34 protein-coding genes and 1 tRNA gene are annotated in these 22,138 nt (G+C 66.2%); 21 read left to right on the plus strand and 14 right to left on the minus strand.

Features of this window, described 5'->3' with window-relative positions; translation table 11 throughout:
• Positions 1–24: 24 nt before the first annotated feature.
• Genes KBY57_RS11945 through KBY57_RS11955 form a run of 3 tightly spaced genes read left to right on the plus strand, consistent with a single transcriptional unit; the run spans position 25 to position 2,503 of the window.
• On the plus strand, positions 25–1,149 hold the full coding sequence (locus KBY57_RS11945; protein WP_254996102.1) for a trypsin-like peptidase domain-containing protein: 1,125 nt from the start codon (positions 25–27) through the stop codon (positions 1,147–1,149).
• Positions 1,150–1,157: 8 nt separating this feature from the next.
• Entirely contained in the window at positions 1,158–1,775 is a 618-nt protein-coding gene (locus KBY57_RS11950) for a TIGR04282 family arsenosugar biosynthesis glycosyltransferase (protein WP_254996103.1), read from the plus strand.
• A complete protein-coding gene (locus tag KBY57_RS11955) occupies positions 1,772–2,503 on the plus strand; it encodes a TIGR04283 family arsenosugar biosynthesis glycosyltransferase (protein ID WP_254996104.1) in 732 nt (243 codons plus the stop codon). The genes KBY57_RS11950 and KBY57_RS11955 overlap by 4 nt, the downstream gene beginning before the upstream one ends.
• On the opposite strand, the gene KBY57_RS11960 is transcribed toward KBY57_RS11955, so the two are convergent.
• Complete coding sequence (locus KBY57_RS11960; protein ID WP_254996105.1) at positions 2,500–2,988, minus strand: GNAT family N-acetyltransferase; 489 nt, start codon at positions 2,986–2,988, stop codon at positions 2,500–2,502. The genes KBY57_RS11955 and KBY57_RS11960 overlap by 4 nt on opposite strands.
• Positions 2,989–3,061: 73 nt before the next feature.
• Here KBY57_RS11960 and KBY57_RS11965 point away from each other — a divergent pair, with 73 nt between their 5' ends.
• On the plus strand, positions 3,062–3,808 hold the full coding sequence (locus tag KBY57_RS11965; protein ID WP_254996106.1) for an alpha/beta fold hydrolase: 747 nt from the start codon (positions 3,062–3,064) through the stop codon (positions 3,806–3,808).
• Between the two features lies 1 nt (position 3,809).
• Here the strand turns inward: KBY57_RS11965 and KBY57_RS11970 are convergent, their stop codons facing one another.
• Both KBY57_RS11970 and hisG read right to left on the minus strand, forming a co-directional pair.
• Positions 3,810–5,609 (minus strand): ABC transporter ATP-binding protein, encoded by a 1,800-nt coding sequence (locus KBY57_RS11970; protein ID WP_254996107.1) that lies wholly within the window; start codon positions 5,607–5,609, stop codon positions 3,810–3,812.
• A complete protein-coding gene (hisG, locus tag KBY57_RS11975) occupies positions 5,609–6,259 on the minus strand; it encodes an ATP phosphoribosyltransferase (protein WP_254996108.1) in 651 nt (216 codons plus the stop codon). The genes KBY57_RS11970 and hisG overlap by 1 nt, the downstream gene beginning before the upstream one ends.
• Positions 6,260–6,311: 52 nt before the next feature.
• Between hisG and gloB the strand changes: the two genes are divergently transcribed.
• Complete coding sequence (gene gloB, locus KBY57_RS11980; RefSeq protein WP_254996109.1) at positions 6,312–7,055, plus strand: hydroxyacylglutathione hydrolase; 744 nt, start codon at positions 6,312–6,314, stop codon at positions 7,053–7,055.
• Positions 7,056–7,062: 7 nt separating this feature from the next.
• Here the strand turns inward: gloB and KBY57_RS11985 are convergent, their stop codons facing one another.
• A complete protein-coding gene (locus KBY57_RS11985; protein WP_254996110.1) occupies positions 7,063–8,244 on the minus strand; it encodes an ABC transporter ATP-binding protein in 1,182 nt (393 codons plus the stop codon).
• An 11-nt stretch (positions 8,245–8,255) separates the two neighbouring features.
• Here KBY57_RS11985 and KBY57_RS11990 point away from each other — a divergent pair, with 11 nt between their 5' ends.
• On the plus strand, positions 8,256–8,657 hold the full coding sequence (locus KBY57_RS11990; RefSeq protein WP_254996111.1) for a RidA family protein: 402 nt from the start codon (positions 8,256–8,258) through the stop codon (positions 8,655–8,657).
• 21 nt (positions 8,658–8,678) lie between these two features.
• On the opposite strand, the gene KBY57_RS11995 is transcribed toward KBY57_RS11990, so the two are convergent.
• Together KBY57_RS11995 and KBY57_RS12000 are read right to left on the minus strand one after the other, a co-directional pair.
• Positions 8,679–8,852, minus strand: coding sequence for a hypothetical protein (locus KBY57_RS11995; protein ID WP_254996112.1), 174 nt, complete (start codon positions 8,850–8,852; stop codon positions 8,679–8,681).
• Between the two features lie 73 nt (positions 8,853–8,925).
• Positions 8,926–9,111 carry a hypothetical protein gene (locus tag KBY57_RS12000; protein WP_254996113.1) on the minus strand — a complete coding sequence of 62 codons (186 nt, stop codon included), beginning with the start codon at positions 9,109–9,111 and terminating at the stop codon, positions 8,926–8,928.
• Positions 9,112–9,213: 102 nt separating this feature from the next.
• Here KBY57_RS12000 and KBY57_RS12005 point away from each other — a divergent pair, with 102 nt between their 5' ends.
• The 10 genes from KBY57_RS12005 to KBY57_RS12045 all read left to right on the plus strand — a co-directional run bounded on the left by KBY57_RS12005 (position 9,214) and on the right by KBY57_RS12045 (position 13,732).
• Positions 9,214–9,360 (plus strand): hypothetical protein, encoded by a 147-nt coding sequence (locus KBY57_RS12005; RefSeq protein WP_254996114.1) that lies wholly within the window; start codon positions 9,214–9,216, stop codon positions 9,358–9,360.
• A gap of 47 nt (positions 9,361–9,407) precedes the next feature.
• A tRNA-Pro gene (locus KBY57_RS12010) sits at positions 9,408–9,481 on the plus strand.
• Positions 9,482–10,503: 1,022 nt separating this feature from the next.
• Positions 10,504–10,947, plus strand: a complete 444-nt coding sequence (locus tag KBY57_RS12015; protein ID WP_254996115.1) for a DUF2493 domain-containing protein — start codon at positions 10,504–10,506, stop codon at positions 10,945–10,947.
• A gap of 72 nt (positions 10,948–11,019) precedes the next feature.
• Positions 11,020–11,355 (plus strand): hypothetical protein, encoded by a 336-nt coding sequence (locus tag KBY57_RS12020; protein ID WP_254996116.1) that lies wholly within the window; start codon positions 11,020–11,022, stop codon positions 11,353–11,355.
• 30 nt (positions 11,356–11,385) lie between these two features.
• Complete coding sequence (locus KBY57_RS12025) at positions 11,386–11,610, plus strand: addiction module protein (protein ID WP_254996117.1); 225 nt, start codon at positions 11,386–11,388, stop codon at positions 11,608–11,610.
• Positions 11,607–11,900, plus strand: coding sequence for a type II toxin-antitoxin system RelE/ParE family toxin (locus KBY57_RS14380; RefSeq protein WP_409996447.1), 294 nt, complete (start codon positions 11,607–11,609; stop codon positions 11,898–11,900). The genes KBY57_RS12025 and KBY57_RS14380 overlap by 4 nt, the downstream gene beginning before the upstream one ends.
• 62 nt (positions 11,901–11,962) lie before the next feature.
• On the plus strand, positions 11,963–12,238 hold the full coding sequence (locus KBY57_RS12030; protein WP_254996118.1) for a cell division protein SepF: 276 nt from the start codon (positions 11,963–11,965) through the stop codon (positions 12,236–12,238).
• A 97-nt stretch (positions 12,239–12,335) separates the two neighbouring features.
• Positions 12,336–12,704: an AbrB family transcriptional regulator gene (locus tag KBY57_RS12035; RefSeq protein ID WP_254996119.1), complete on the plus strand. Its 369-nt coding sequence runs from the start codon at positions 12,336–12,338 to the stop codon at positions 12,702–12,704.
• A gap of 172 nt (positions 12,705–12,876) precedes the next feature.
• Positions 12,877–13,227 (plus strand): hypothetical protein, encoded by a 351-nt coding sequence (locus KBY57_RS12040; protein WP_254996120.1) that lies wholly within the window; start codon positions 12,877–12,879, stop codon positions 13,225–13,227.
• Positions 13,228–13,522: 295 nt separating this feature from the next.
• Positions 13,523–13,732, plus strand: a complete 210-nt coding sequence (locus KBY57_RS12045; protein WP_254996121.1) for a hypothetical protein — start codon at positions 13,523–13,525, stop codon at positions 13,730–13,732.
• A gap of 53 nt (positions 13,733–13,785) precedes the next feature.
• Here the strand turns inward: KBY57_RS12045 and KBY57_RS12050 are convergent, their stop codons facing one another.
• Positions 13,786–14,097 carry a DUF3136 domain-containing protein gene (locus tag KBY57_RS12050; RefSeq protein ID WP_315859798.1) on the minus strand — a complete coding sequence of 104 codons (312 nt, stop codon included), beginning with the start codon at positions 14,095–14,097 and terminating at the stop codon, positions 13,786–13,788.
• Positions 14,098–14,379: 282 nt separating this feature from the next.
• Here KBY57_RS12050 and KBY57_RS12055 point away from each other — a divergent pair, with 282 nt between their 5' ends.
• On the plus strand, positions 14,380–15,450 hold the full coding sequence (locus KBY57_RS12055) for a DUF4912 domain-containing protein (RefSeq protein WP_254996122.1): 1,071 nt from the start codon (positions 14,380–14,382) through the stop codon (positions 15,448–15,450).
• 18 nt (positions 15,451–15,468) lie between these two features.
• Here KBY57_RS12055 and KBY57_RS12060 read toward each other — a convergent pair whose 3' ends face one another.
• On the minus strand, positions 15,469–15,735 hold the full coding sequence (locus KBY57_RS12060; RefSeq protein WP_254996123.1) for a hypothetical protein: 267 nt from the start codon (positions 15,733–15,735) through the stop codon (positions 15,469–15,471).
• A 115-nt stretch (positions 15,736–15,850) separates the two neighbouring features.
• Between KBY57_RS12060 and KBY57_RS12065 the strand changes: the two genes are divergently transcribed.
• Positions 15,851–16,096: a hypothetical protein gene (locus tag KBY57_RS12065; RefSeq protein WP_254996124.1), complete on the plus strand. Its 246-nt coding sequence runs from the start codon at positions 15,851–15,853 to the stop codon at positions 16,094–16,096.
• 11 nt (positions 16,097–16,107) lie between these two features.
• Here the strand turns inward: KBY57_RS12065 and KBY57_RS12070 are convergent, their stop codons facing one another.
• Both KBY57_RS12070 and KBY57_RS12075 read right to left on the minus strand, forming a co-directional pair.
• On the minus strand, positions 16,108–16,200 hold the full coding sequence (locus tag KBY57_RS12070; RefSeq protein ID WP_315859799.1) for a hypothetical protein: 93 nt from the start codon (positions 16,198–16,200) through the stop codon (positions 16,108–16,110).
• Between the two features lie 115 nt (positions 16,201–16,315).
• Complete coding sequence (locus KBY57_RS12075) at positions 16,316–16,525, minus strand: type II toxin-antitoxin system HicB family antitoxin (protein WP_254996125.1); 210 nt, start codon at positions 16,523–16,525, stop codon at positions 16,316–16,318.
• 225 nt (positions 16,526–16,750) lie between these two features.
• Between KBY57_RS12075 and KBY57_RS12080 the strand changes: the two genes are divergently transcribed.
• On the plus strand, positions 16,751–17,035 hold the full coding sequence (locus KBY57_RS12080) for a hypothetical protein (RefSeq protein ID WP_254996126.1): 285 nt from the start codon (positions 16,751–16,753) through the stop codon (positions 17,033–17,035).
• A 355-nt stretch (positions 17,036–17,390) separates the two neighbouring features.
• Here the strand turns inward: KBY57_RS12080 and KBY57_RS12085 are convergent, their stop codons facing one another.
• Together KBY57_RS12085 and KBY57_RS12090 are read right to left on the minus strand one after the other, a co-directional pair.
• Positions 17,391–18,578 (minus strand): FAD/NAD(P)-binding protein, encoded by a 1,188-nt coding sequence (locus KBY57_RS12085; RefSeq protein ID WP_254996127.1) that lies wholly within the window; start codon positions 18,576–18,578, stop codon positions 17,391–17,393.
• On the minus strand, positions 18,571–18,981 hold the full coding sequence (locus tag KBY57_RS12090) for a Fur family transcriptional regulator (RefSeq protein ID WP_254996128.1): 411 nt from the start codon (positions 18,979–18,981) through the stop codon (positions 18,571–18,573). The genes KBY57_RS12085 and KBY57_RS12090 overlap by 8 nt, the downstream gene beginning before the upstream one ends.
• 73 nt (positions 18,982–19,054) lie before the next feature.
• Here KBY57_RS12090 and KBY57_RS12095 point away from each other — a divergent pair, with 73 nt between their 5' ends.
• Both KBY57_RS12095 and KBY57_RS12100 read left to right on the plus strand, forming a co-directional pair.
• A complete protein-coding gene (locus tag KBY57_RS12095; RefSeq protein WP_254996129.1) occupies positions 19,055–20,038 on the plus strand; it encodes a CobW family GTP-binding protein in 984 nt (327 codons plus the stop codon).
• A 7-nt stretch (positions 20,039–20,045) separates the two neighbouring features.
• Positions 20,046–21,149, plus strand: coding sequence for a WD40 repeat domain-containing protein (locus tag KBY57_RS12100; RefSeq protein WP_254996130.1), 1,104 nt, complete (start codon positions 20,046–20,048; stop codon positions 21,147–21,149).
• Here the strand turns inward: KBY57_RS12100 and yidD are convergent.
• Together yidD and KBY57_RS12110 are read right to left on the minus strand one after the other, a co-directional pair.
• Positions 21,116–21,367 (minus strand): membrane protein insertion efficiency factor YidD, encoded by a 252-nt coding sequence (gene yidD / locus KBY57_RS12105; RefSeq protein WP_254996161.1) that lies wholly within the window; start codon positions 21,365–21,367, stop codon positions 21,116–21,118. The genes KBY57_RS12100 and yidD overlap by 34 nt on opposite strands.
• A gap of 39 nt (positions 21,368–21,406) precedes the next feature.
• A complete protein-coding gene (locus tag KBY57_RS12110) occupies positions 21,407–22,123 on the minus strand; it encodes an SgcJ/EcaC family oxidoreductase (RefSeq protein WP_254996131.1) in 717 nt (238 codons plus the stop codon).
• Between the last annotated feature and the right edge of the window lie 15 nt (positions 22,124–22,138).

Consider the following 22,138-nt stretch of genomic DNA (forward strand, 5'->3'; position numbering starts at 1 on the left):
TTCCGACCTGGCCGCACGCCCCCCATGCCGCGCCTTTTCCCCCCGTGCCGAGCTGCGCTGATTGCTCCCGTCGCGCTGCTGCTGGTGGGTTGCAGCCAGGGTCTGCCTGGTCTGCCGGGCCGTCCCGGTGCCCAGACGCCGATCAGTGATGCGGCTCCTACGCCGCCGCTGCAGCAGGGCAACACCTTGATCGTTGATGCGGTGGCCAAGGTGGGGCCGGCGGTGGTGCGGATTGACACCGTCAAGCGCCTGGTGAATCCCCTGGGCGGGCTGTTCGGCCGCGGGCCCACCATCCAGCAGCAGCAGGGTCAGGGTTCGGGCTTCATCACCCGCTCCGATGGGGTGCTGCTCACCAATGCCCACGTGGTGGAGGGGGCCAGCGAGGTGACGGTGACCCTGCCCGATGGCCGCAGCTTCAACGGCAAGGTGCTGGGCAGTGATCCGCTCACCGATGTGGCCGTGGTGAAGGTGGTGGCCTCGAAGTTGCCGGTGGCTCCCCTGGGCGATTCCGCCAAGGTGCGTCCTGGCGAGTGGGCCATCGCCATCGGCAACCCCCTCGGCCTCGACAACACGGTGACCGCCGGGATCATCAGTGCCATCCAGCGCACCAATGCGGTGGGTGAAGGCCAGCGGGTGCCCTACATCCAGACCGACGCAGCCGTGAACCCCGGCAACAGCGGCGGGCCCCTGATCAACGACCGCGGTCAGGTGATCGGCATCAACACGGCGATTCGCCAGGCACCTGGGGCGGGCCTGAGCTTCGCGATTCCGATCAATGTGGCCCGCCAGATTGCGGCGCAGATCCTGGAGAAGGGGGCCGCCAGCCATCCCTATATCGGCGTGCGCCTGCAGGCCCTCACGCCCCAGCTCGCACGGGAGATCAACGCCAGCACCGATGAGTGCCGCCTCCCGGAGGTGAATGGCGTTGTGGTGGTGGAGGTGATGCCCGGCAGCCCGGCCGCCAACGGCGGCCTCAAGCCCTGCGACCTGATCGATCAGGTCGGCGGCAAAGCGGTGAAGAACCCCTCCGAGGTGCAGCTGGCGGTGGATCAGGGCCGGGTGGGCCAGCCTTTGCCCGTGTCGCTGCGCCGTGGCAATGCGCGGCTGACTCTGCAGCTCAAGCCCGCGGAGCTGCCGCGCCAGGGATGAGGGCGGGGATGGGGCAACCATCTGGCAGCCAATTGATCGTGATGGCCCGTTGGCCAGCCCCGGGGCGTTGCAAGCGCCGTTTGGCGGGCTCTCTCGGCGCGGCGGCGGCGGCCCGGATCCAGGCTCGGCTCACCAGCCACACCCTGGCGGTTGCCCGCGGCCTAAGCAGCCCTCAGGGTGTGGAATTAGTGCTGGCCGTCGATGGGGTGGCCCCGCGAGCAGCCCGCCGCTGGGGAGCCACTTTGGGGGCCGACCGCTGCCTTCTCCAGGGCCCGGGCAGCCTGGGCTTGAGGATGCAGCGTCAGTTCGTGCGTGCGGCGCGCGAGGGGGCCGAGCGGATGGTGATGATCGGCAGCGACCTGCCCCAGCTCGAGGCCAGCGATCTGGCGGCGGCTTTTGGGGCCCTGAACAGCCGGCTTGCCGTGCTTGGGCCGGCCCGCGATGGTGGCTATTGGCTCGTTGGCCTGCGCCAGCCTGATCCCTGGTTGATGGGCGGCATCGCCTGGGGCACGGCTCTCGTTCTGGAGCAGACCTTGGCGGCCATGGCACAGCGGGGCCTCGAACCGGTGATGTTGTCTTGCCGGGGCGACCTCGACCGGGTCGGTGATCTGCGGCTCTGGCGATGAGCCCTCCATCGGTGCCAGTGGCTCCACCGATCTCTGTCGTGATCGCGGCCCGTAACGAGGCACCCCGGTTGCCACTGCTGCTGGCCGATCTAGCCGTCGCGCCGGAGCTGGTGGCGGAGGTACTGGTGGTGGATGGCGCCAGTACCGACGCCACCGTCCGGGTGGCAGCCCTGGCCGGGGCGCGGGTGCTGGCCAACACCCCCGGCCGTGGCTTGCAGCTGGCCCGGGGGATCGCATGCAGCAGCAGCAGCACCTGGCTGATGCTGCTGCATGCCGATGCCCGCCTCGGAACCGGCTGGCGCGCTGCTGTGGTTGCGGCCCTTGCCCTGCCGGAGGCCGCCTGGTATTTCGACCTGGTGATCGACGGCGGTCATCCCGCTCTGCGTCTGGTGGAAGGGGCGGTGGCCCTGCGTAGCCGGTGGCGCCAGCTGCCCTACGGCGACCAGGGCTTGCTGCTGCCGCGCCTGCTGCTGAACCGGGCCGGTGGGCTGGCTCCGATCCCGCTGATGGAAGATCTGGATCTGGTGCAGCGCCTGCAGCGTCACACACACCTGCGGCCCCTCGAGGCCCGACTGCGCGTGGATGGCCGCCGCTGGCGGACCCTGGGCATCTGGCAGACGGCCCTGGCGAATGCCCGCCTGCGGCGCGCTTGGCGGCGGGGCTTGCCAGCCGAGCTCCTGGCTCAGCGCTACTACGGCAGCGCAGTGCGGGAGCGGCGGCGGGGTTAGGGGGCGTACCAGAAGGCGCAGCGCCGCTGTAGCGGTTCGAGCTCCCAGCCCTGGGCGGCGTAGAAGTCCACCACGTCGGGGTCGGCGAACAGGCTGACCCGATCCACCTCCATCTGCCGCAGCTGGTCGAGCACGTAGACCATTAGCTGCTTGCCCAGCCCGGCCCCCTGGTAGAGGGGGTGCACCGCCACATCCCAGACGGTGGCTTCCACCACGCCATCGCCGGTGCAGCGGGCGAAGCCCACCAGCTTGGGAAGGCGTGGGTCGTGGCGCCATAGGCCCACCCGCAGCAGGCTGTGTTGCAGCGCCTTGCGCACCCGCCGCAGGGGGCGGCGGCTCCAGCCCACCGCGTCACAGAGCTGCTCCAGCTCGATCAGGTCGATCTCGCGATCGCAGCTGAGCACCAGGCTGAGCTGGGGATTGGGCGTGGGGCAGAGCCTGTGCTGCTCCCCGTAGAGGCTGGTGAGGAGCTCGGCCGAGGCCACGACGGGCGGGTGCAACGCAATGGCACGATCCTGCCCGATGGCCGGCCAGGGTGGCGCTCGACAGGCCAGCCTGGTGCCCCCGATTGTCAATTGTCTGGAGCACGACGTCTCACGTCCGTTGCTGGTGGCCCTGCATGGCTGGCTGCTGGCGGGGCGCCTGTGGACCCCCCTGGCCGCCGCCCTAGCCCCCGACTGGGAGCTTTGGGCGCCCGATCTGCCGGGCTTCGGCCAGCGGGCGCGGCCGCGGGGCCTGCACGCCAACCTGGCCAGCTATGGCCGCTGGCTGGCCCAGGCGGCCCGGGAGCAGGCGGGAGAGCGGCTCATCGTGTTAGTGGGCCATTCCCTCGGCGGCAGCGTCGCCCTGCACGCCGCGCCCCATCTGGGTGATCAGTTGGTCGGCCTGGTGCAGATCGCGGCCGGTGGCGGTGTCTACCAACCGCGGGCTTTCGCCCAGGTGCGGCGCGGTGGGGCCCTATTCCTGCGCTGGCGGCCGGGCTGGCTGGCTGAGCTGCCGGGCACTGATCCCCTGCGCAGCCCGCTGCTGGCCGACCGCCGTGCCGCCCAGGGTCTGCTGGCCTGCAGCACCAACCGCGGCGCCGTGCGCCAGATCCCCATGCTCACCGCCCGGCTGCAGGTGCCCAGCCTCTGGATCTCCGGCAGCCGCGACCAGGTGATGGCCCCCAGTTACGTGCGCCACCTGGCCGGCTATGCCGACCAGCACCAGGTTGTGGAGCTGGCCGGGGCCGGGCACCTGCCGATGCGTCAGATGCCTGCGCAGCTCGCCGCCCCGATCCGCGCCTGGCTCGCTCAGGCCTGCTGAGTCAGAGGGCCGCCAGCCCCCGCTCCTGCAGGTCGGCCAGCTGGGCATAGAGACCTCCTGCCCGACGTAGTTCGGCGTGGGTTCCCTGCTCGATCAGGTGGCCCTTGCGCAGCACCAGGATGCGGTCGGAGGCTTCCACTGTGGCCAGGCGGTGGGCGATGACAATGGCGGTGCGCTGCTGGAGCAGCCGCGCCAGATCTCGCTGCAGGGTCGCCTCGGTGGAGGGATCCATGAAGGCGGTGGCCTCATCCATCACCAGCACCGATGGATCCCGGATCGCCACCCTCGCCACGGAGAGCAGCTGACGCTCGCCCGAGGAGAGGTTGCCGCCCCGTTCGCGCAACGCCGTGGCCAGGCCGTCGGGCAGGCGCCGCAGCAGGGGTTCGAGGCCCAGCTCACCGCAGATCCGCTGCAGCTCGTCGCTACTGATCTCGGCATCGAGGCGCAGATTGTCGGCCACGTTGCCGCTGAACAGGAAGGTGTCCTGCAACACCACCCCCAGGCGCTGGCGCAGGGTGGGGATGGGCAGCTGCCGGATGTCGATGCCATCGAGCAGGATGCGCCCGCGCTGGGGCTCATAAAGCCGGCAGAGCAGGCGGATCACCGTGGTTTTGCCGGAGCCGGTGGGGCCCACCAGGGCCACGTGCTCCCCGGGGGCAATGCGGAACGAAAGGTCGGTGAGGATCGGGTCGTCATCGCGGTAGGAGAACGACACGTTCTCGAAGATCACCTCGCCGGCACTGGCCCGCTGGTTGCCGCTGGCAATCGCCGCCGCCGTGCGCTCCGCCGAGGGAAGTTCGGCGATCTCGATCGGCTGCTCGAGCAATTCGCCGATGCGTTCCACAGCGGTGAGCCCGCCTTGGATCTGGGTGAAGCGCTCGGCCAGTTGGCGCAGGGGGTCGAACAGGCGCTGGGAATAGAGGATGAAGGTGGTGAGCGTGCCCAGGCCCATGGCGCTGCCCAGCACCATCCAGCCGCCGAGGGCAAGCACCACCGCCACGGCGCTGAGGGCCACCCATTCGATGAAGGCCGAGATGGCGCTGTCGTAGAGGATCGTGCCGCCGACTGCTTCGCGGTAGGCGGCCGTGACCTGGGCAAAGCGGGCGCTGTTGGTGGCCTCCCGCCGGAACATCTGCACCACCTCGAGGCCCTGGAGGTTCTCCTGCAGATCGGCGTTGAGCTGGCTGAGCTCCTCGCGCACGCGGTAGTTGGCCTTGCGGTAGCGCCCCTGCAGCCAGAGGATGCCGAGCACCACCGGCACCTGGCTCACCAGCAGCAACAGGCCCAGGCGCCACTCGATCGAGATCATCGTGACCGCGATCACCAGCAGGGTCACCAGATCGGCGAGCACCCCCACGGCGCCACTGCCAAACACCTCGGCCAGGGCGTCGACATCGCTGGTGAGCCGGGTGAGCAACTTGCCCACGGGTGTGCGGTCGTGGAAGCGCAACGACAGCGCCATGGCGTGGGCGAACAGGTCGTTGCGAATCCGGGCGGTGAGCCGCTGGCCGACGGCCTGGACGTTGAAGGTTTGGATGCCCTGAAGGCCTAGGCGCAGCAGCACCGCCAGCAGCAGCAGCAGCACCAGCAGCCGCAGGGCTTCGGGCACCGGCAGGCCGGTGAGCCAGCCGAGGGTGGGCTCGCGCCGCAGCACGGCGATCGCCTGGCCCACCAGCAGGGGCTGCACGGCGGCGGCGAAGGTCACCGGAATCAGCAGCAGCAGGGTGAGGCCCAGGCGTCGGCGATCCCGGCCCAGGTAGGGCAGCAGGCGCAGCAGCCGCTGGCGGTTGAGGCGCGCCATCAGCGGCCCTGGGGTGCTGCGGCCACCAGTCCGAGACGATCGACGATCCCCTGGAGTGGGCCGTCGTCGAGCCGCAGGGCCAGGGGATGGCCGACCAGCCGGGCGGTGCTGTGGAACAGATCTTCGATCGCCACCAGGCCGTTTTCCTCCAGGGTGCGGCCGGTGGCCACCAGGTCGACGATCGCCTCACTCATGCCAGTGATCGGGCCGAGCTCCACCGATCCGGCCAGGTGGATCAGCTCCACCGGCAGATCGAGGGCATCGAAGAAGGCCTGGGCACAGCCGGTGAACTTGCTGGCGACGCGGCAATGGGCGGGCAGATCGGCGGCGCGGCGATAGCCGCTGGTGGCCTTCACCGCCACACTCATGCGGCAGCCGCCGAAGCCCAGATCCAGCAGCTGGGCTACCGGCAGCTGGTGCTCGCGGATCACGTCGTAGCCCACCACGCCCAGCTGGGCCTGGCCGTAGGCCACATACACAGGTACATCCGCATTGCGCACAAGAAGGGCCCGGGCCTGACCGCAGGCACTGGGCACCATCAGTTGGCGGTTGCCAGGCTCGAGCAGGGCCGAGAAATCCAAGCCGGTGGCGGCAAAGCGGGCCACCGAATCCTTCAGCAGGGCGCCTTTGGCCAGGGCGACGGTGATCATGCCTGGGCTGCAGCGGTGATCATGGGGGGACGCCACAGGCTGGACTTTAACGATGCCCCAACTCCGCGTCGGCCTGATCCCGGTGCTGCACGACAACTACGTGTTTGTGGTGCAGCGCCAGGGCCAGGCCGCCGTGGTGGATCCCGCTGTGGCTGAGCCGGTATTGGCCGCCTTGGAGCAGCAGGGGCTGGAGTTGGTGGCGATCCTGCACACCCACCACCACAGCGATCACATTGGCGGCACGCCGGGGCTGCTGGCTCGCTGGCCCGGTGCGGCGGTGCTGGCCAGCCGCGACGACCAGGCGCGCATCCCGCTCCAGACCCAGGGGTTGGTGGATGGCGACCGGTTTGACCTGTTGGGTGAGACGGTGGAGGTGCTGGCCGTGCCGGGGCACACCCGCGCCCATATCGCCTACTACTTGCCCATTTCGGGGCATCTGTTCTGTGGCGACACTCTGTTTGCCGCCGGCTGCGGGCGGTTGTTCGAAGGCAGCCCGGCCCAGATGCAGGCCTCGCTGCAGCGCCTCGGCCAGCTGCCCGAGGCCACCCGGGTGTGGTGCGCCCACGAGTACACCGCCTCCAACCTGCGTTGGGCCGCCGCCACCGTGGCGCCAGGCGATCCCAGCGCGGCGGCGATCCAGCAGCGGCTTGCGGAGGTGTTGGCAGCCCGGGCTCAGGGGGAGCCCACCATCCCGAGCACGGTGGGGCTGGAGCGCGCCACCAACCTGTTTCTGCGTGCTGGCAGCGCGGAGCAGTTGGCTGCCCTGCGCAGCAGCAAGGACCACTGGGCGGCCTAGGGGCGGATCAGGGCTGGGGGGCGGCCACCACCTGCAGCGGCACGCGGGTGGGGAAGAGCACCACTTGGGCCCCGGGCCGTAGGGACAGCTGGCAGCGCACCCCGCGGTTGTATTCGGCGTCGAGGGGCAGCCGCAGCCGAAGCCGCAGGTGATCGAGCTGCACTTGATAGAGCCATTCCCGGCCCAGAAACTCACGCCCCTGCACCCAGGCCTGGCCATCGGGGTCGGGGCGGAGCTGGATGGCCTCGGGGCTGATCAGCACCTCCAGCGGCTCCTGGGCTTGCTGTGACGCGCCGGTCGCCAGGCTCGCTTCGCCTGGGCTGGCGATCAGGCAGCCGAGGGCTGTATGGAGGTGATCGCCCTGGCGCTCGGCTGGCAGCAGGTTGCCTTGGAGCGCGAACCGTCCCACGAAGGCCGTGGCGGGCTGCTGCACCAGCTGCCGTGGACTGGCGCACTGGTGCAGCACCCCATCGCGCAGCACCGCCACCCGATCGCAGATCGCCAGCGCCTCTTCCGGGTCGTGGGTGACGATCAGACCGCTGGCGCCACAGCGGGAGAGCACAGCGGGCAGCTCGCTGCGCAGGCGCAGCCGCACCTCCACATCGAGGTTGGAGAAGGGTTCATCGAGCAGCACCACCGATGGCCCAGGAGCGAGGGCGCGGGCCAGGGCCAGGCGCTGGCGTTGGCCCCCGGAGAGTTCGTGGGGATAGCGGCTTTCAAGCCCCTTGAGCCCGAGCAACTCCAGCAACCAGCTGGCCCGGCTGCTGTCCTGGCCGCGCCGCAGCCCGAAGCAGGCATTGCGCCAGGCATCGAGGTGGGGGAACAGGGCGTAGTCCTGAAACACCATGCCAACGCCGCGGCGCTCGGGCGGCAGCCAGCGGCCAGGTCCGGCGACGGTGCGGCCATCGATCGAAACCGAGCCGCGCTCGGGCCGCTCAAAGCCGGCGATCAGCCGCAGCAGGGTGGTCTTGCCACAGCCCGACGGGCCCAGCAGGCCCACCAGCTCCCCCTGGCCAAGGGCCAGATCGATGCCCTGGAGGGTCCACTCGTCGGGGGCGGCGTTGGCGTAGCGGTGCCAGATGTCTTTGAGCTGCACGTGCTCGCGCAGCGGCAACTCAGCAGGAATTAGCTCGGTGAGGGGACTGGCGATCGGCGCAGGGCCGGCAATGGCCATAAGCTCGGCCACCATCCTGACCTGGCATGAGTCGATCGATGCAGCTGGAAGCCGTCATCACCGCCCAAGCCCCGGCACCCGTGGGCCCTTACAACCAGGCCGTGAAGGCTTCAGGTGTGCTGTATTGCTCCGGCCAGATCGCCCTGGATCCGTCCACCGGGGCCATGGTGGGCGGTGGTGACGTGGAGGCCGAGACCCGCCAGGTGCTCACCAACCTCAAGGCCGTGCTGGAAGCCGGCGGCAGCAGCCCCCAGCAGGTGCTGCGCACCACGGTGTTTCTGGCCGATCTGGGCGATTTCGCACGGGTGAATGCGATTTATGCGGAGATGTTTGGCGATGGGGTGTCGCCGGCCAGGGCCTGCGTCGAGGTGGCAGCGTTGCCGAAGGGCGCCCGGGTGGAGATCGACGCCATCGCCCTCAGCGCCTGATTCCAGAAAGGCGGATGCCGCTCAACCCGGCAGATCGAGGGGACAGTCCATCAGGTTGGCGGCCTGGTCGTCGACGGCCCTGAGGCGCTCGAGGATCGATTGCAGGTCGAGCGCTGAAAGTTCCCCATCTCGCCCCCACTTCATGACGGAGCGGCCGATGTCCGTGGAGTCGCCATTGCTGGAGTGCATCGCCATAGCCGAATCCTCCCTGTGTTGGTTTCAACACTAGCGAGGCAGCGGGGATCTGTCTCCTCCGCGCAGCGCGGCTTCAGAGGGGCTGATGCGAGTCGAACAGATCCCCCTGGATCAGGCTTGTCCAGGCGGCGGGAGGCTGGATGGGTGCCAGGGTCTTGCTGACCCGGCGCTGGACGACAGCCGCGTTGGCGCCTAGGCCTGCCTGGGCGTGCAGGGTGTGATCGGCTCTGAAGATCGCGTAGGGGGAGGCGACGAGCATGGCGATAGATAGCAATACACCCGTACTAGTCGTATTTGGCTGCGGCGTCAATGCCTGCCGTCATCTCGGCGAAGATGGCGGTCTGATGCCCTTGGAATCGCCGTGAAACTGCCCGAGGGCTGGGGTGTCTGGTTGCTGGTGCTCGTGCTCAATGCTCTGGCCGGTGGCCTGTGGTTTCTCGATAGAGGCGTGGCGCCCCCTGCCCTTGGCGGCGGTCTTTGGGATGCGATCCGTTCCCTGGGCGGTTGAGCCCTTGCCGCTTCTGCTCCATCCCGTCGCCCCCTAAGCTCCGAGAACGGGGCGTGGCGCAGCTTGGTAGCGCGGGTGCTTTGGGAGCACTAGGTCGCAGGTTCGAATCCTGTCGCCCCGACTGACTTTTCACCGAATGGCCCTCCGGGTTGAGCGCAAAATGAGCGCAAAACCTGGTTTGGCCCAGTTTCTTTTGGTGCGCTGGAGTGGTCGAGTTGCCAGTTCTTGGTATCCCCATTCCGCGTCGGGTACATACCTGGAAAATCTTGATGGCTTTTCTGGTCTGAGCTGGCGGACAAGTCGGCGGTGTGGATGGCTTCCCCAGCCCCGCATTGGCGATCTGAAACGGATCTCGTTGCTGCGAGCGCTGCTGGAGTCTTTTGACTTCGCCTAACGGCCAGCAAGCACCACCACGGGCCAGCGCCTAATCATTTCCAGCACCACGACAAGCCTGGCAACCCCTGTTACGAGCGCAGCTGCAACTGCCACAAGCGCCTGCAGGCCTTGGAAGCCACCAGAGAAGCCTTTATGGCCGGCGGCTGATCTCGGGTGCTCGTCACACCCGAACAGCTGTCCTGGGGCCGGGCCGGGATGGAGCAGGCCACCCGCTAGGGCCTGTGCAAGCAGCATGGCGCCCGCCGGGGGGGGGGGGGGTGCTGTTGGTGGAGTTCCTGGATGTGCCCTGGGGCTTACGAGACAGCGCAGAGAGGGCTCCAGGCGTCGTCGGCTGTCCTGAACTTGCCACAGCTGCGCCGTGGCTGAGGTCAGACAGCCGCCGCCGCCCTCCGCCCCTGCCCTGGGGTGTGAAGGGATGGAAGGCATGGGGGCATGCCCGCGGCTGCGGTGCCAGATATTCCAGAAGGCCGGCTGATGATTGAGATGCGAGTGAAAGCCGTGGTCTTTGGTTATGTCCGGCCGGCCGGATTTTGGCCTGCATCTGTCGGCAAAGATTCCGCCAGATCCTCTGATTTAGCTGGCATTAGCTGGAATATTAATGCACTTGTACTGGTAGAATAAGGGCTGCGCCAAAGGCCCCAAGTCCATCGCCTGCGGCAACCTCATCCCCTGGTCTCGCCATCACCGCTGCGTATCGATGAGGGGTTGTGATGCCCCGATCAGTTGTCACTTATGGCAACTGAATCCATGGCTTTTCTTATTCCATCTAGGCCGGAGATTGTGCCGGCTCGATCTCTGGTGATCGCAGCCGGTGGCGGCCGTGATCTGGCCTGGCCCCATCAGCGGGTCGCCGCTGAGTTGTTGGCCCGCACTGGCGGCCGGCCGGTGCATCTGCTGCTCCACGGCGGCGCCCGCGGCGCTGATGCCGCCATTGGCCGGGCTGCTCATCAGCTGGGCTGGGCCTCTCTGGTGATGCCAGCCCAGTGGCAGCTCCACGGCCGGGCCTTGGTTCACTCATCCCCCGGCCGTCAGGTCTCGGTGTTGGTGGTGGCGTTCCCCGGTGGCGCCGGCACGGCCTCGCTTGTGCAGCAGGCGCGCCGCATGGCCTCCCGCTCTCCGGCGTCGATCTCCGTTGCAGAGGTCAGTCCATCGGCCGGGCTTTGGGTCGTTCCCTCTGCTTCCCGTTGCTGAGTTCACAGCACAAGCTTTCGGCGCCATCGGCGCTGCGTTCTGTTCCCACGTCCTCCATTCACCTCACCCGTCATGGCTGCTCTCACTCCCATCTATGCGCCTGCCTTTGACACGGCAGCTCCAGCGGCAGGCCCTGCCTGCTCGCTGCAGCGCTCCGGCTCGCTCTGGCAGCTGGGCATCGAGGCCCAGGAACTCACCTCCGCGATCGGCCAGTTGGCTGAGCAGCTGGAAACCGATGACCCTGAGCAACGTGCCTCAGCTTTGGCCGAGCTGGAAGCCGCCCCTTTGGCAGAAGAGGGCAACAAGGCAGCCCTAGCGGCCAAGGCTGATGCCACCTGCTGGGTGATCGAGCACCTGCGCGGCCAGGCCGCCTACCGCCAGCTGCTATTGCCGAGCTGCCATGAGTAGCCTCAATGGGCAGTGCAGCAGGGTTTGGGCATGGGCACCACCACACTCCAGGAGCTGCTGGCCCTGCCTGGTCCTGAGCGGCTCGAACTGGCCATGACGCTCTGGCAGAGCCTGGATGCTGCTGAGCAGGACGAGGCTCTGCCTGTCGATGCAGCCTTCTGCGCTGAGCTTGAGCAGCGCTGGGCCAGGCATCAACAGAATCCTGAGAACGCGCTCGACTGGGAGGTCGTGCGCCAAGACCTCGATCTGGCATGACCCTGCCGGTCAGATTTCTGCCAGAAGCCAGGCAGGAGGCTATTGAGTGCCGCGGCTGGTACGAACGACGGCAATCTGGATTGGGAGCTCAATTCGCTCAGGCTCTGGCTGAATCCATTGAGCGACTGCAGGCGCAGCCCCTGAAATATCCCGTTGTCCATGCCCACGTTCGGCGAATCATCCTGCAGCGATTCCCTTACGCCGTTTACTTCCGCATTGAGTCAACGGCAATCATTGTTCTTGCCGTGCACGGAAGACAGGACCCGCGCCGTTGGCAAAGACGCCTTTGATCAGCAGCGGTTCACGTTCAACCGGCACTGGACAGCCAGGTCAAGCCGGCCATGCTGGCTGCATGGACCTCGGCTCTGCCCAAGGCTTTCAAGAGCTGGAAGTGTTCCACTGCCGGGGTTTTGACGATGCCCGCTCCATCGCTCTGGCTGTGCGCGAGCAGCGAACGGTGGTGCTGCATCTCGATCAGCTCGAGCCGCAGCGGGTCATCGACTTCGTCTCTGGTGCGGTCCATGCACTCGAGGGCCAATCCGAGCGTCTGGGCGAGACAACGTTTTTGTTTGCCCCGGCTGGAGTGGTGCCGTCACCAGCGTCGATGACAGCATCTGCCGGGCCTTGAATCCGTTGCACTGAAGCCAGCAACAGACCAAACCCCAGCCCCCTGGTCAGATTGGGCCGAGCCGTTATCTTGCGCTGGTGTTTTTGGATGGGGATCCATGCCGCTAAGCGGATCTGAACTGCTCGCCAAGGTCAAAGAACTGGGCGATACTTCCAAGTCGGACATGGTCCGTGAGTGCGGCTATGTCAGCAGCAAGAAAGACGGCAGTGAGCGCCTGAATTTCACCGCGTTCTATGAGGCGCTGCTGGAAGCCAAGGGCCTGAGCTTTGGCGATGGCGCTGGTAAGGGACGCGGCAAAGGTGGCCGCAAGCTGAGCTACAACACAAGGGTGCAGTTCAACGGCAATCTGCTGATCGGCAAGGCCTACACTGCCTTGCTGGATCTCAATCCCGGCGATGAGTTCGAGATCAAGCTGGGCCGCAAGCAGATCAAGCTGATCCCGGCCGGCAGCGCCGACGAGGAGTGATCAGCGCAGTGATCGTTTGTTGCGCCGATGCGTGCTGATCGCTCAGGCCAGTCACATTGACTGCAGAGCACCAGCAGCAGTGGTGCCCCATTGAGCGCCAGCGCTTCCCTTGCCCGGCTGCTCCAGCGAACCCCTGGTCCAAACGGCCAGGGGTTTTCTGTAGGGTCCAGCCATGGCCCGCTATGAAGCCCACCTGCATTGCCCAGGCCTGGAGCTTGCCAGCTTTCAACAGCAGCTCAATCGCCTTGCCGACACGCTTGGAGTTGAGCTGACCTGGCTGGACCAGCGCAACGCCTCGATGGCACAGCTGTTGCCACCGCAGGGCATCAGCGTGCAGCTGCTGCTGGAGTTTCGCGGCCACGGCGAGATCACCTGCCTGCTCAGCAGCCGCGAGGGCATGGGCAAAGGGGCCCCGCAGAGCCGGGCCTGCTTTGAGCAGGTGTTGGCGCTGTTGGCTGAGCAGTTGCCGGCCATCGAATTGCGCTACCGCTCCGATCGCGACGGGCCCATCCGTCAGCGCTGAAAGCCTGATTCCAGCCTGAGCGCTTCTGCTTGAACCGCGGTACGGCCGGTGATGACCCCCTGATGGAAGTGTGGAGCCCCTCGCCAGCCCGCCAACGATCTGGCCCTGGTCATGGAACGGCTGGCCCAGGAAGATCGCTCTGTCGCCGCCCACGACCAAAGCAACTGGGATCAGGTGCCCACCCCCTCATTCTGCTGAGATCTGATAGAGGGACCATGCAGCAGATCCACAGCAACGGCAGGGTCAGGGTGATGCCAGTGCGCAGCTCCTCCCCATCCGGGGGTATCAGCAGGCGATGAGGGCAGCCATCGTGATCGCCCCACGGGCGGAATCGGCCATGGATGCTCGATCGAGCAACGCCGCAGGTCAGGTCACCGCAGGTCCAAAGGCGATCCGCCGCAATCTGGATCAGAGGCTCCTGCAGCTGCTCACCCGTCAATGGGAATCCGACACCTCTCAGCTGCTGCGGCCTGCCGCCCATCAGAGCTGGCCAGGCACTCTGTAACGCTGCAGCGCAGCATCAGCAGCTCCCTGCTCAGTTGCCCTGTCTCAGCTTGATCAACAGGGTGCAGGTCTTCTGATCTGCCGTAGCGGGCTGGCAAGCTCTGCGCTGCCGGCCTTGTCACTGAGGGCTGTTTGATCAAGCCACTCGCGCCGCAGGTGCAGATATAGGAGTTCGGGATCCCGGTACTGCCTCGGCAGACTGTGGTGCAACAGCTCAAGCCGCTGCCAGCAGACCGTGCGCTTCACCTTGATGAGTGAGGAACCATCGCGCACGAGCATCCGCAGCGCTTTGCAATACAGCGGGTACTGAGCCTCAAGCTCTCCGATGCAGAACGCAGCGGGTTCCCGAGAGGTCGTCTGAGTCATGGGGCGACCATCGCGTTGAGGGAGGAGTCAATCCATCCAACGCCGGCAATCGTCCGGCCACTGTTTGTGTCCACTGACAGATCACAGCCGCCGGCAAGGCTTTGTAGACCACGAGATCAGCAAGCAGGCTCCAGTTCTGTTTACAGGCACTGCAATCGGCGCGCCTGGACAGCCCAGAGCGATCCCACAGCGATCCCGCTGAGTCCAGGTCTGCTGACACATGAGGCCAGATCGCGCCCTCGCAGGGTGAACATGGCTTCACAATTCGAAAAGGTTCTTGGCATGGCTGGTGAATCGTTGTCGGTCGCTGAGTTGGCCAAGACCTCTGTGCTGCAGCTGCGGGAGCTGGCCCAGCGCCTTGGCCTCAAGAGCTACGCGGCACTGAGCAAGAGCGATCTGATTGCATCCATCGCGGGGGCTTCCGCTCCAGCAACAGAACCCAGCGGAGACGGGCATCGCACCAGGCCGGCTGCCGTGGCCAGGCCCGAGACCAGCACCCAGGTGGTGTTTCTGCCGCGCGATCCGCAGTGGGCCTATGTGTTCTGGGAGATCAGCAGCGCCGATCGCCAGCGCGCTGCAGCCGCTGGGGCCGGGCAGCTCTGCCTGCGGGTGGCCGATGTGACCGGTCTGCCCCAGGGCTCCAGCCATCCCCATGCCCTGCAGGAACTTGTCGTCGATGCCCAAGGCAAGGAGTGGTATCTGCCTGTGCCACTCAGCGATCGCGAGTACCGCGTGGAGCTCGGCTATCGCCTGAGCGGGGGCGGTTGGTTGTCGCTGGCCCACTCGGCGGTGGCACGGGTGCCGGCCGATGAGCCCAGCGCCGTGGTGGCCGATGTGTTTGTGCCCTTCTCGCTCGATACCCTGCCGGTGGCACTCCCAGAGCCGATCAGCAGCGGCGGGGTCGAGCACGAGCGCCTGTATCAGCGGGCCATAGCCGGTAGCGCCCGCAGCCGCCGCATCGGTTCCGAGGTGCTGCATGAGCATGACTTCATCAACGATCAGAGCGGCCTGCTCAATGCCTCCGGCGCCGGCCTGTGGGCCAGCGGCCGCAACGAATCCGGCAGTGGCGTGGTGCGGCAACGCTCGTTCTGGCTGGTGGCGGATGCCGAGCTGATCGTCTACGGCGCCACCGAACCCAGCGCCAGCCTGTTCATCGGTGATGAGCAGGTGCCGCTCTCAGCCGATGGCACCTTCCGGATGCATGTGCCCTTCCGCGATGGGCAGCAGCTCTACCCGATCCGCGCCATTGCCGCCGATGGCGAGCAGCAGCGCTCGATCCGCCTGGAGTTCGAGCGCCGCACCCCCGAGGCCCGGGTCAACACGGCAGCCGAGGCCGTGGCGGAGTGGTTCTGAGAACAGCGAAAGGCGCGATCAAGCCGCGTGCTGGTGCCTGCTGCTCACCAGTTCGCCGCAACACTGCACGGGCAGCAAGGCTGAGCGGCCGGCCCCATACCAGGCTTCGACAAGGTCAATGCTGTTGCTGATCACCTGCTCGCCAGCCAGCAGCCAGAGCTCGTCATGCAGCACCTGGGTCTGATCCGGCGTGCCCACGTACCAAGGTGCATCCGGATCGACCGAGAGTTCCTCGTGGAGCAGCAAGAGCCCCTCGAGAACGCAGGCTGCGAGCTCTGGCGTCATGGCATCGCAAGAACCACCATCCACGCACGGCGCCTGAACCCTTTTCAAGCGCGCTCTCTGAAGGGAGCTGGCGTATGTCAGCGCCACGGCAATAGGGCCAAGGGCGCTTGTTGCCATGGCCGGCCCTGCACCGTTCAACAAGGAGCGTTTTCTGCTGCGGGCGCTCGCGGTGTTGTTCTCAACCCAGCTGCTGTTCAACCTTCTCACCCTCAGCAACTGCCTCAGAGGCGAGAAGGTCAGGCCCCTGTGCGCCGATCTCTCCAGCGCGCTGAAAGACACCTTTGAAGATGCCCTGGCCACAACCCTGGCCCTCCTGAGTGCGACAGCCTTGAAGCGCAACCGCGGTGGCCCTGAGTCCTGATCGCTGGTTGGTCAAAGGTCGTCCGGTTTCAGACCGGTGTTCCTGGCGATACGCGCCAGCAATCGCGGACCAATCTCATCGCTGTCATGGAAGGCGAACACCACATCGGCCCACCCATCACGGCTCAAGGTTCGATGGGATCCGCTTTGTCGCTTTGCTGCCAGCCAAGACGTCGGAGGGCAGCCAAGACCAATTTGGCTTTGACCGCTGGCCAGACACTCATGCTGCCGTCGGAACAGCAATGTTGATGTTGCGAGGAGCCGCTTCTCCGTGCTCCAACTGTTCTGCCAGAGCCCTGAGAGCAAGGGCTTCTGCTTTGGCCATGGCCTCAGCTGCCGACGATCCGTAAGCCATGGCACCCGGTAGCTCAACGACCTCGGCCAACCAGCGTCCGTCCTCTTCCTGCTCCACTTCCAAGTTGAACGTCATCCTGCGCCCTCACCTGCCTGAACTCTAGAAGTGATCTTGCTTGTGGGCAGCTCTGCTCAAGTCCCGCCAGCTGCAAGCTCTTGCGGCACCGCAAACGATGTCGCGACAGGCTGCCCCAGTCTCCGCCCCTGGCAAGGGCTGCGCGAGCTGGCCTGGCGGCCAGCCCTTGCCAAGCGGGGCGGGCTCTGGTGCGTCCCGTCGCTGCGCCAACCGGCGCTGCTTGCCATGGTCACCACCGCACTCTCCTATTCGCCGGAGGATCCCTTCTCCCTGCTGGAGTCCTGCCAGAGGACTCTGGAGTGGATCCTCTACAAGCACCGGCACCAGCCCATCCCTCGCTGCTGGATCGATCACCCCTACGGGGAGGAAGAACTCACCTTGCTCGAGGAGGAGCTGATGCCGGTGCTGGCGAAACTGCTGCGCCGCATCGATGAGATCGACACGGCCCTTGAAGTTGAGCAGCAGTGCTCAGCCAGCGCACCAGAGCCTGAGCCGGCGCTGCGCCGCTGAGGCCCTTGTGGGCCATGACTGCAGGATTGCCCCAAGCCTGGCAATTTGCAGCCATGGCCTTTCTGCTCAACATCCTCTGGTTTGTGCTCGGCGGCCTGGTGATGGGCAGCGACACCGACTAAATTACAACCGACTTTGGGAAATGATGCCGCTGCGATAATGCTACTTTGAAGAGTGGAATTCAGAACCCATCCGCTCCATTGGCGAGTGCCTGTCTTGATTTGCCATGGATGCAAAGTTGGCTCACCTGCTGAACACCTAGCAGGACTGAGTAGGTCTTTACTCCTCCTGAGTCCTTGGGTTTGAAAGCTTGTTTGAGGTCAACAAGCTGGCGCCAGAGTGTGTGCTTGATTCATCAGGTTTTCATGACCGCCTGGCAGATGCGCTGAGCCGCTAAACGCCCGCCAAAGAGATTCCGTGCCGCCGGCCCAATCTGCAAGGCACTAAGACCTCCCATGACATGGACCAGTGTCCCGGGCCAACGCAAATCTGCCTCGAGAACTGGCCAATCGTCGAGCAGCTCGTTCGGCTGTTGCTGCTGCAAGTGTCGCAAAAGCGGGTGCTGACTGACGCCTTGGCGGTGCCCTGTGGCGAGCCAGATCCGATCGACCTCAAGACCATGGCCATCGGTGCAGACCACAGTCCAGTGACTGGCGCACCATCGGGCGGAACTCACCTCGCAGTGGTCGTGGAGGTGCAGCGCGCCTCCTCGTTGGGCCTGCCTGAGCTGGGCGGCTGTCTCCGGCGTCATGGATCCACCGTCGCGGGCCTCCAGCACCTGCCGCTGACGCCGCCGCATGCAGGGTTCGGCATGAAAGGCCTTGAGGTATTTGGGCCCGAGCCAGCCTGGATCGGCATCGAAGGGCTTGTGCTTCAAGATCCGCCGACAGAGCAGATGCACCCGCGCACCTCGACGCAGCGCGCCCAGAGCCAGATGGGCGCTGGTGAGCCCGCCCCCCACGATCAGGATCCGTTGGCCCAGCAGTGAGTGCAGCGAAGGCAGATGGATCCTGTCGCTGTGCTGCAGTGCGTCTGGCGGAGGGTCGCCTGCGATCGCCCCGACCCAGGCGGGCATCTGAGGCGTGCCACTTCCCGTGGCGATCACCAACCTGCCGGCGGCCATGGTGGTGCCATCGCTGAGTGCCAGCTCCATCGGGCCGCCTCGCACCTTGGGAAGCCGGATGCGCTCCACGCTCGCGGCCCGTATGCAATCCGTCAGCTGGTACTCGCTGGTGACCTGGCGGCAGAAGTCCCCAAAGAGACCGGTGTGGGGGAGGCCATAGGGACCCTCCAGCTGGCGGTTGCGCTGCTGCAAGTGCGCAAAGTTCCTCAGGGCATGGGGGTTCGGATGGGGGTGATGGGGCGAGGGTGAGCGCAGCCATGGGATCTCGTAGCACTCCATCTGCTGTTGCCAGCGGGTCAGCCAGGTGCCGCTGGGATCAACAATTCGCAGTCGGCGCCGCCATCTGGGGCGCTTCTGCAGCAACAGACAGCAGAGGGTGAGAGCCTGGGGACCGGCGCCGACAATCACTAGGTCAGCCATCCAGCCCAACCTCGACTTGCTGGCAGCGGCTGCAGAGTCCGTGGATTTCGAAGGTGTGAAACAACGGCCTAAACCCCTGCAGCAGCACCGCATTTAGGCCCAGGCTGCTAGTGCCAAGGGGGCAGAGCGGCAAGGGCTGGCTGGAGCCGCACTGCACACAGATCAGGTGATGCTCGTCACGTTCCAGCGGGGCGTAGACGGTTTCGCCGCTGGAGAGCTTGCGGCAGCGCACCAGGCCGGCCTGCTGCAGCAGTTTGAGCCCCCGATACACGGTGGCCAGCCCCGTGCCTTGTTGGGCATCCCTCAACCGCTGATGCAGCTCCTGGGCGCTGAGTTCGCCTTCCGCCAGCCGGAGCAGCTGGAGCAGACGCTGCTGTCTGGGGAGGGGAATCGTGGAAGCCATCGGCACTGACCCGGGCTGCCGCCGCTGCTAGAACGACAACCATTCTCACTCTTGGGCCCGACCCAGCCTGGCCATGGCCTTCTCCAGCCCCGTTCCCGCCGCCGAGCGCCTGCCGGTGACCGTGCTCACCGGCTACCTGGGTGCCGGCAAGACCACCCTGCTGAACCGGATCCTCACCCATGAGCATGGCCTCAAGGTGGCGGTGATCGTCAACGAGTTCGGCGAAGTGGGCATCGACAACCAGCTGGTGGTGGATGCCGATGAAGAGATCTTCGAGATGAACAACGGCTGCATCTGCTGCACCGTCCGGGGTGATCTGATCCGAATCATCGGCAACCTGATGAAACGGCGCGACCGCTTCGACCATCTGGTGATCGAAACCACCGGCCTGGCCGATCCGGCGCCTGTGATCCAGACCTTCTTTGTGGATGAGGATCTGCGCGATGAGCTGCGGCTGGATGCCGTGGTGACGCTCGTGGATCTCAAGCACGTCGAGCAGCACTGGGACACAGAAGAGGTGCAGGAGCAGCTGGCCTTCGCTGATGTGTTGGTGCTCAACAAGGCCGATCTGGTGAGCGACGCCGATCGAGCGGCGATCGAGCGCCGCGTGCGTGCCATCAACCCGGTAGCGCGGCTGCTCACCAGTGAGAAAGCTGATGTGCCCATGCAGGAGCTGCTGGGGGTGGAAGCCTTTGAGCTGGAGCGGGCCCTGAGCCTCGATCCGGGCTTTCTGGCCGAGGAGCACGACCATGAGCACGACGATGCGGTCGGTTCGCTGGCCCTGGTGGAGGAGCGTCCCATGGACCTCGAGAAGCTGGGCCGCTGGATCTCCGATCTGGTGGCCAGCCGTGGTCCGGATCTGTTCCGGATGAAGGGCATCATCCAGCTGGACGGCAAGGACGAGCGCTACGTGCTGCAGTCGGTGCACATGCTGATCGACGGGGATTTCGATCGCCCCTGGAAGCCGGGTGAAAGGCGCCGCACTGAATTCGTGATCATCGGCCGCGATCTCGATGCCGATGGCCTGCGAGCCGGTTTCCACGCTTGCGTGGCCTGACTTGGCGATGGCACCGGCAGCACCCCTGGTGAGCGAACGGCTCTGCGGCGATCTGCAGCAGCCGATCACAGCCTTGGCCTGGTCGGCGGATGGCGAGTTTCTGGCGATCGCCAGCGCCGGCGGCGAACTGCTGTTGCTCGATTTCCGCGCCGGCTGTGAGGAGCTGCTGCGGGGAGAGCGCGACAGCAGCCTCGATGTGTTGGGCTTCAGCAGCGATGGCCAGTTCCTGATGGCCGCCGGCCAGGACGGTGAGCTGCTGCTCTGGGAGCTGGGCGGCACCGGGGTGCGCCCGCTGGCCATGGATCCGATCCGGTTGGGCGGCGGCTGGATTGATGCGGCGGCCTGGCAGCCGGGTGGCCTGTTGCTGGCGGTGGCGGCCGGGCGTGAGCTGCGGCTCTGGGATGGGGCCAACCGCCAATGGCGTGAGCCACCGTTGCCGTTGCCCGGCACGATCCAGACCCTGGCCTGGAGCGCCGATGGGGTACAGCTAGCCGCTAGTTGCCACGGTGAAGTGGTGCTGTGGCACCCTTGTCTGAGCTCGCCGTCGGATCCGCCGCTGCGCCATGCCATCGCATCTGCGGGTCTTGCCCTGGCTTTTTCAGGGCCGGGGCACCATCTGGCCTGCGGGATGCTGGATCGCTCCCTGCTGGTGTGGCCGCAGGGCTGCCATGGCCAGCCCTGGCAGTTCAGCGGTTTCCCCGCCAAGGTGCGTCAGCTGGCCTGGAGCGAGCAGCCCGGCCGCCTGGCCCCACTGCTGGCCAGTGCCGCCGCAGAGGCCGTGATCCTGTGGACGCAGGTGAAGCAGGTTGCAAAGGCCTGGCAACCCGAACCGTTGCTCTGGCACGAAAAACGCGTCAATGCACTGGCCTTTGCGCCAGGGAGCACCCTGCTGGCCAGTGCCTCCAGCGACGGCACTGTGGCGCTCTGGGATGGGCGGGGTCAGCTGATGCAGCCCATCGAGGGGCAGGGCAGCGGCTTCAATGTTTTGTCCTGGCGAGCGGATGGACGGCATCTGGCCGCCGGCGATGCCCATGGACGCTGGTGGTTGTGGCCGGTGGCGGTGCCGGCGCGCGAGCGTCAGCGACGTTCCTCCGGCAGCGGCTTTGGCTGATCCGCACCAGGTGGTACCGGGTCGTAGCCACCCGGGTGAAACGGGTGGCAGCGACCCAGCCGGCAGAGCGCCAGCCAACAGCCCCGCCAGGGTCCATGGATCTCAATTGCTTCGATCGCGTATTGAGAGCAGCTGGGGGTGAAGCGGCAATTCGGCCCCAGCAGCGGGCTGATCAGGATCTGATAGCCACGGATGAGCAGCAACAGCAGCTGCCCCAGCCACGTACGCAAGGGTGACGTCACCATCAGTCGCGGGTGTCAGTCAGCCGATTCGGGCTGCAACGAGGAGTGATGATGCGAGATCTTCCACTCCCCGTCCTCAAAAACGTAGATAAAGCTGTAGCGCGCTTCCGCGCTGCTGCCATCGGCAAAACGAAAGGTGTAGAGCCCCGCATCCTGAAGCATGTTGCAGCCAATCAGGATTTCTCGTTGGCTGATTTCGCCATGGGGTCGCTTCTCTAAAAAGTGACTGAAGTAATTCACGATGCTGTCGTGGTCTGTGCGTGGTTCATCCGAGAGCGTGGGAAGCAGCACCGCATCACGGCTATAAAGGCGCGCCACCTGCTCTGGATCGTCGCTCTGCAACGCCTTGTTCCAGCGTTCAAACAACATCTGAACGTCGCTCTGGCTGATCAGAGCGCAGCCGCTGGGCCCCTGACCCGGCAGCGACGGCTGGCGAGCCTCCAGCACTTCAACCTCCAGCCAGATCAGGCCGTTGCGAGACAGCCAGGGATGGCCCGCCAGAATGGGTGGCCGCTCGCGAGGCCCCAGGCGCCAGCGCCTCAGCGTGCCGGGCTTCATGGAGGCCAATTCCCGTTCAAGCCAGGGGGACAGGACGCCCTGGCCCACGGCCAAGGAGAGGAGCTGCCGTTCCGTTCGCCGCCCGCCTCGCAGTTCGGCGGCCCGCACCGCCACGGTCAGCACAGGCGCTGCTCCTGCAACAGCGCTGGGGCCTTGGCCCTGGCTTGAGGGCATCGCTTGCTGCATCGC

This window comes from Cyanobium sp. Aljojuca 7D2 (assembly GCF_024346415.1).
GTDB lineage: Bacteria > Cyanobacteriota > Cyanobacteriia > PCC-6307 > Cyanobiaceae > Cyanobium_A.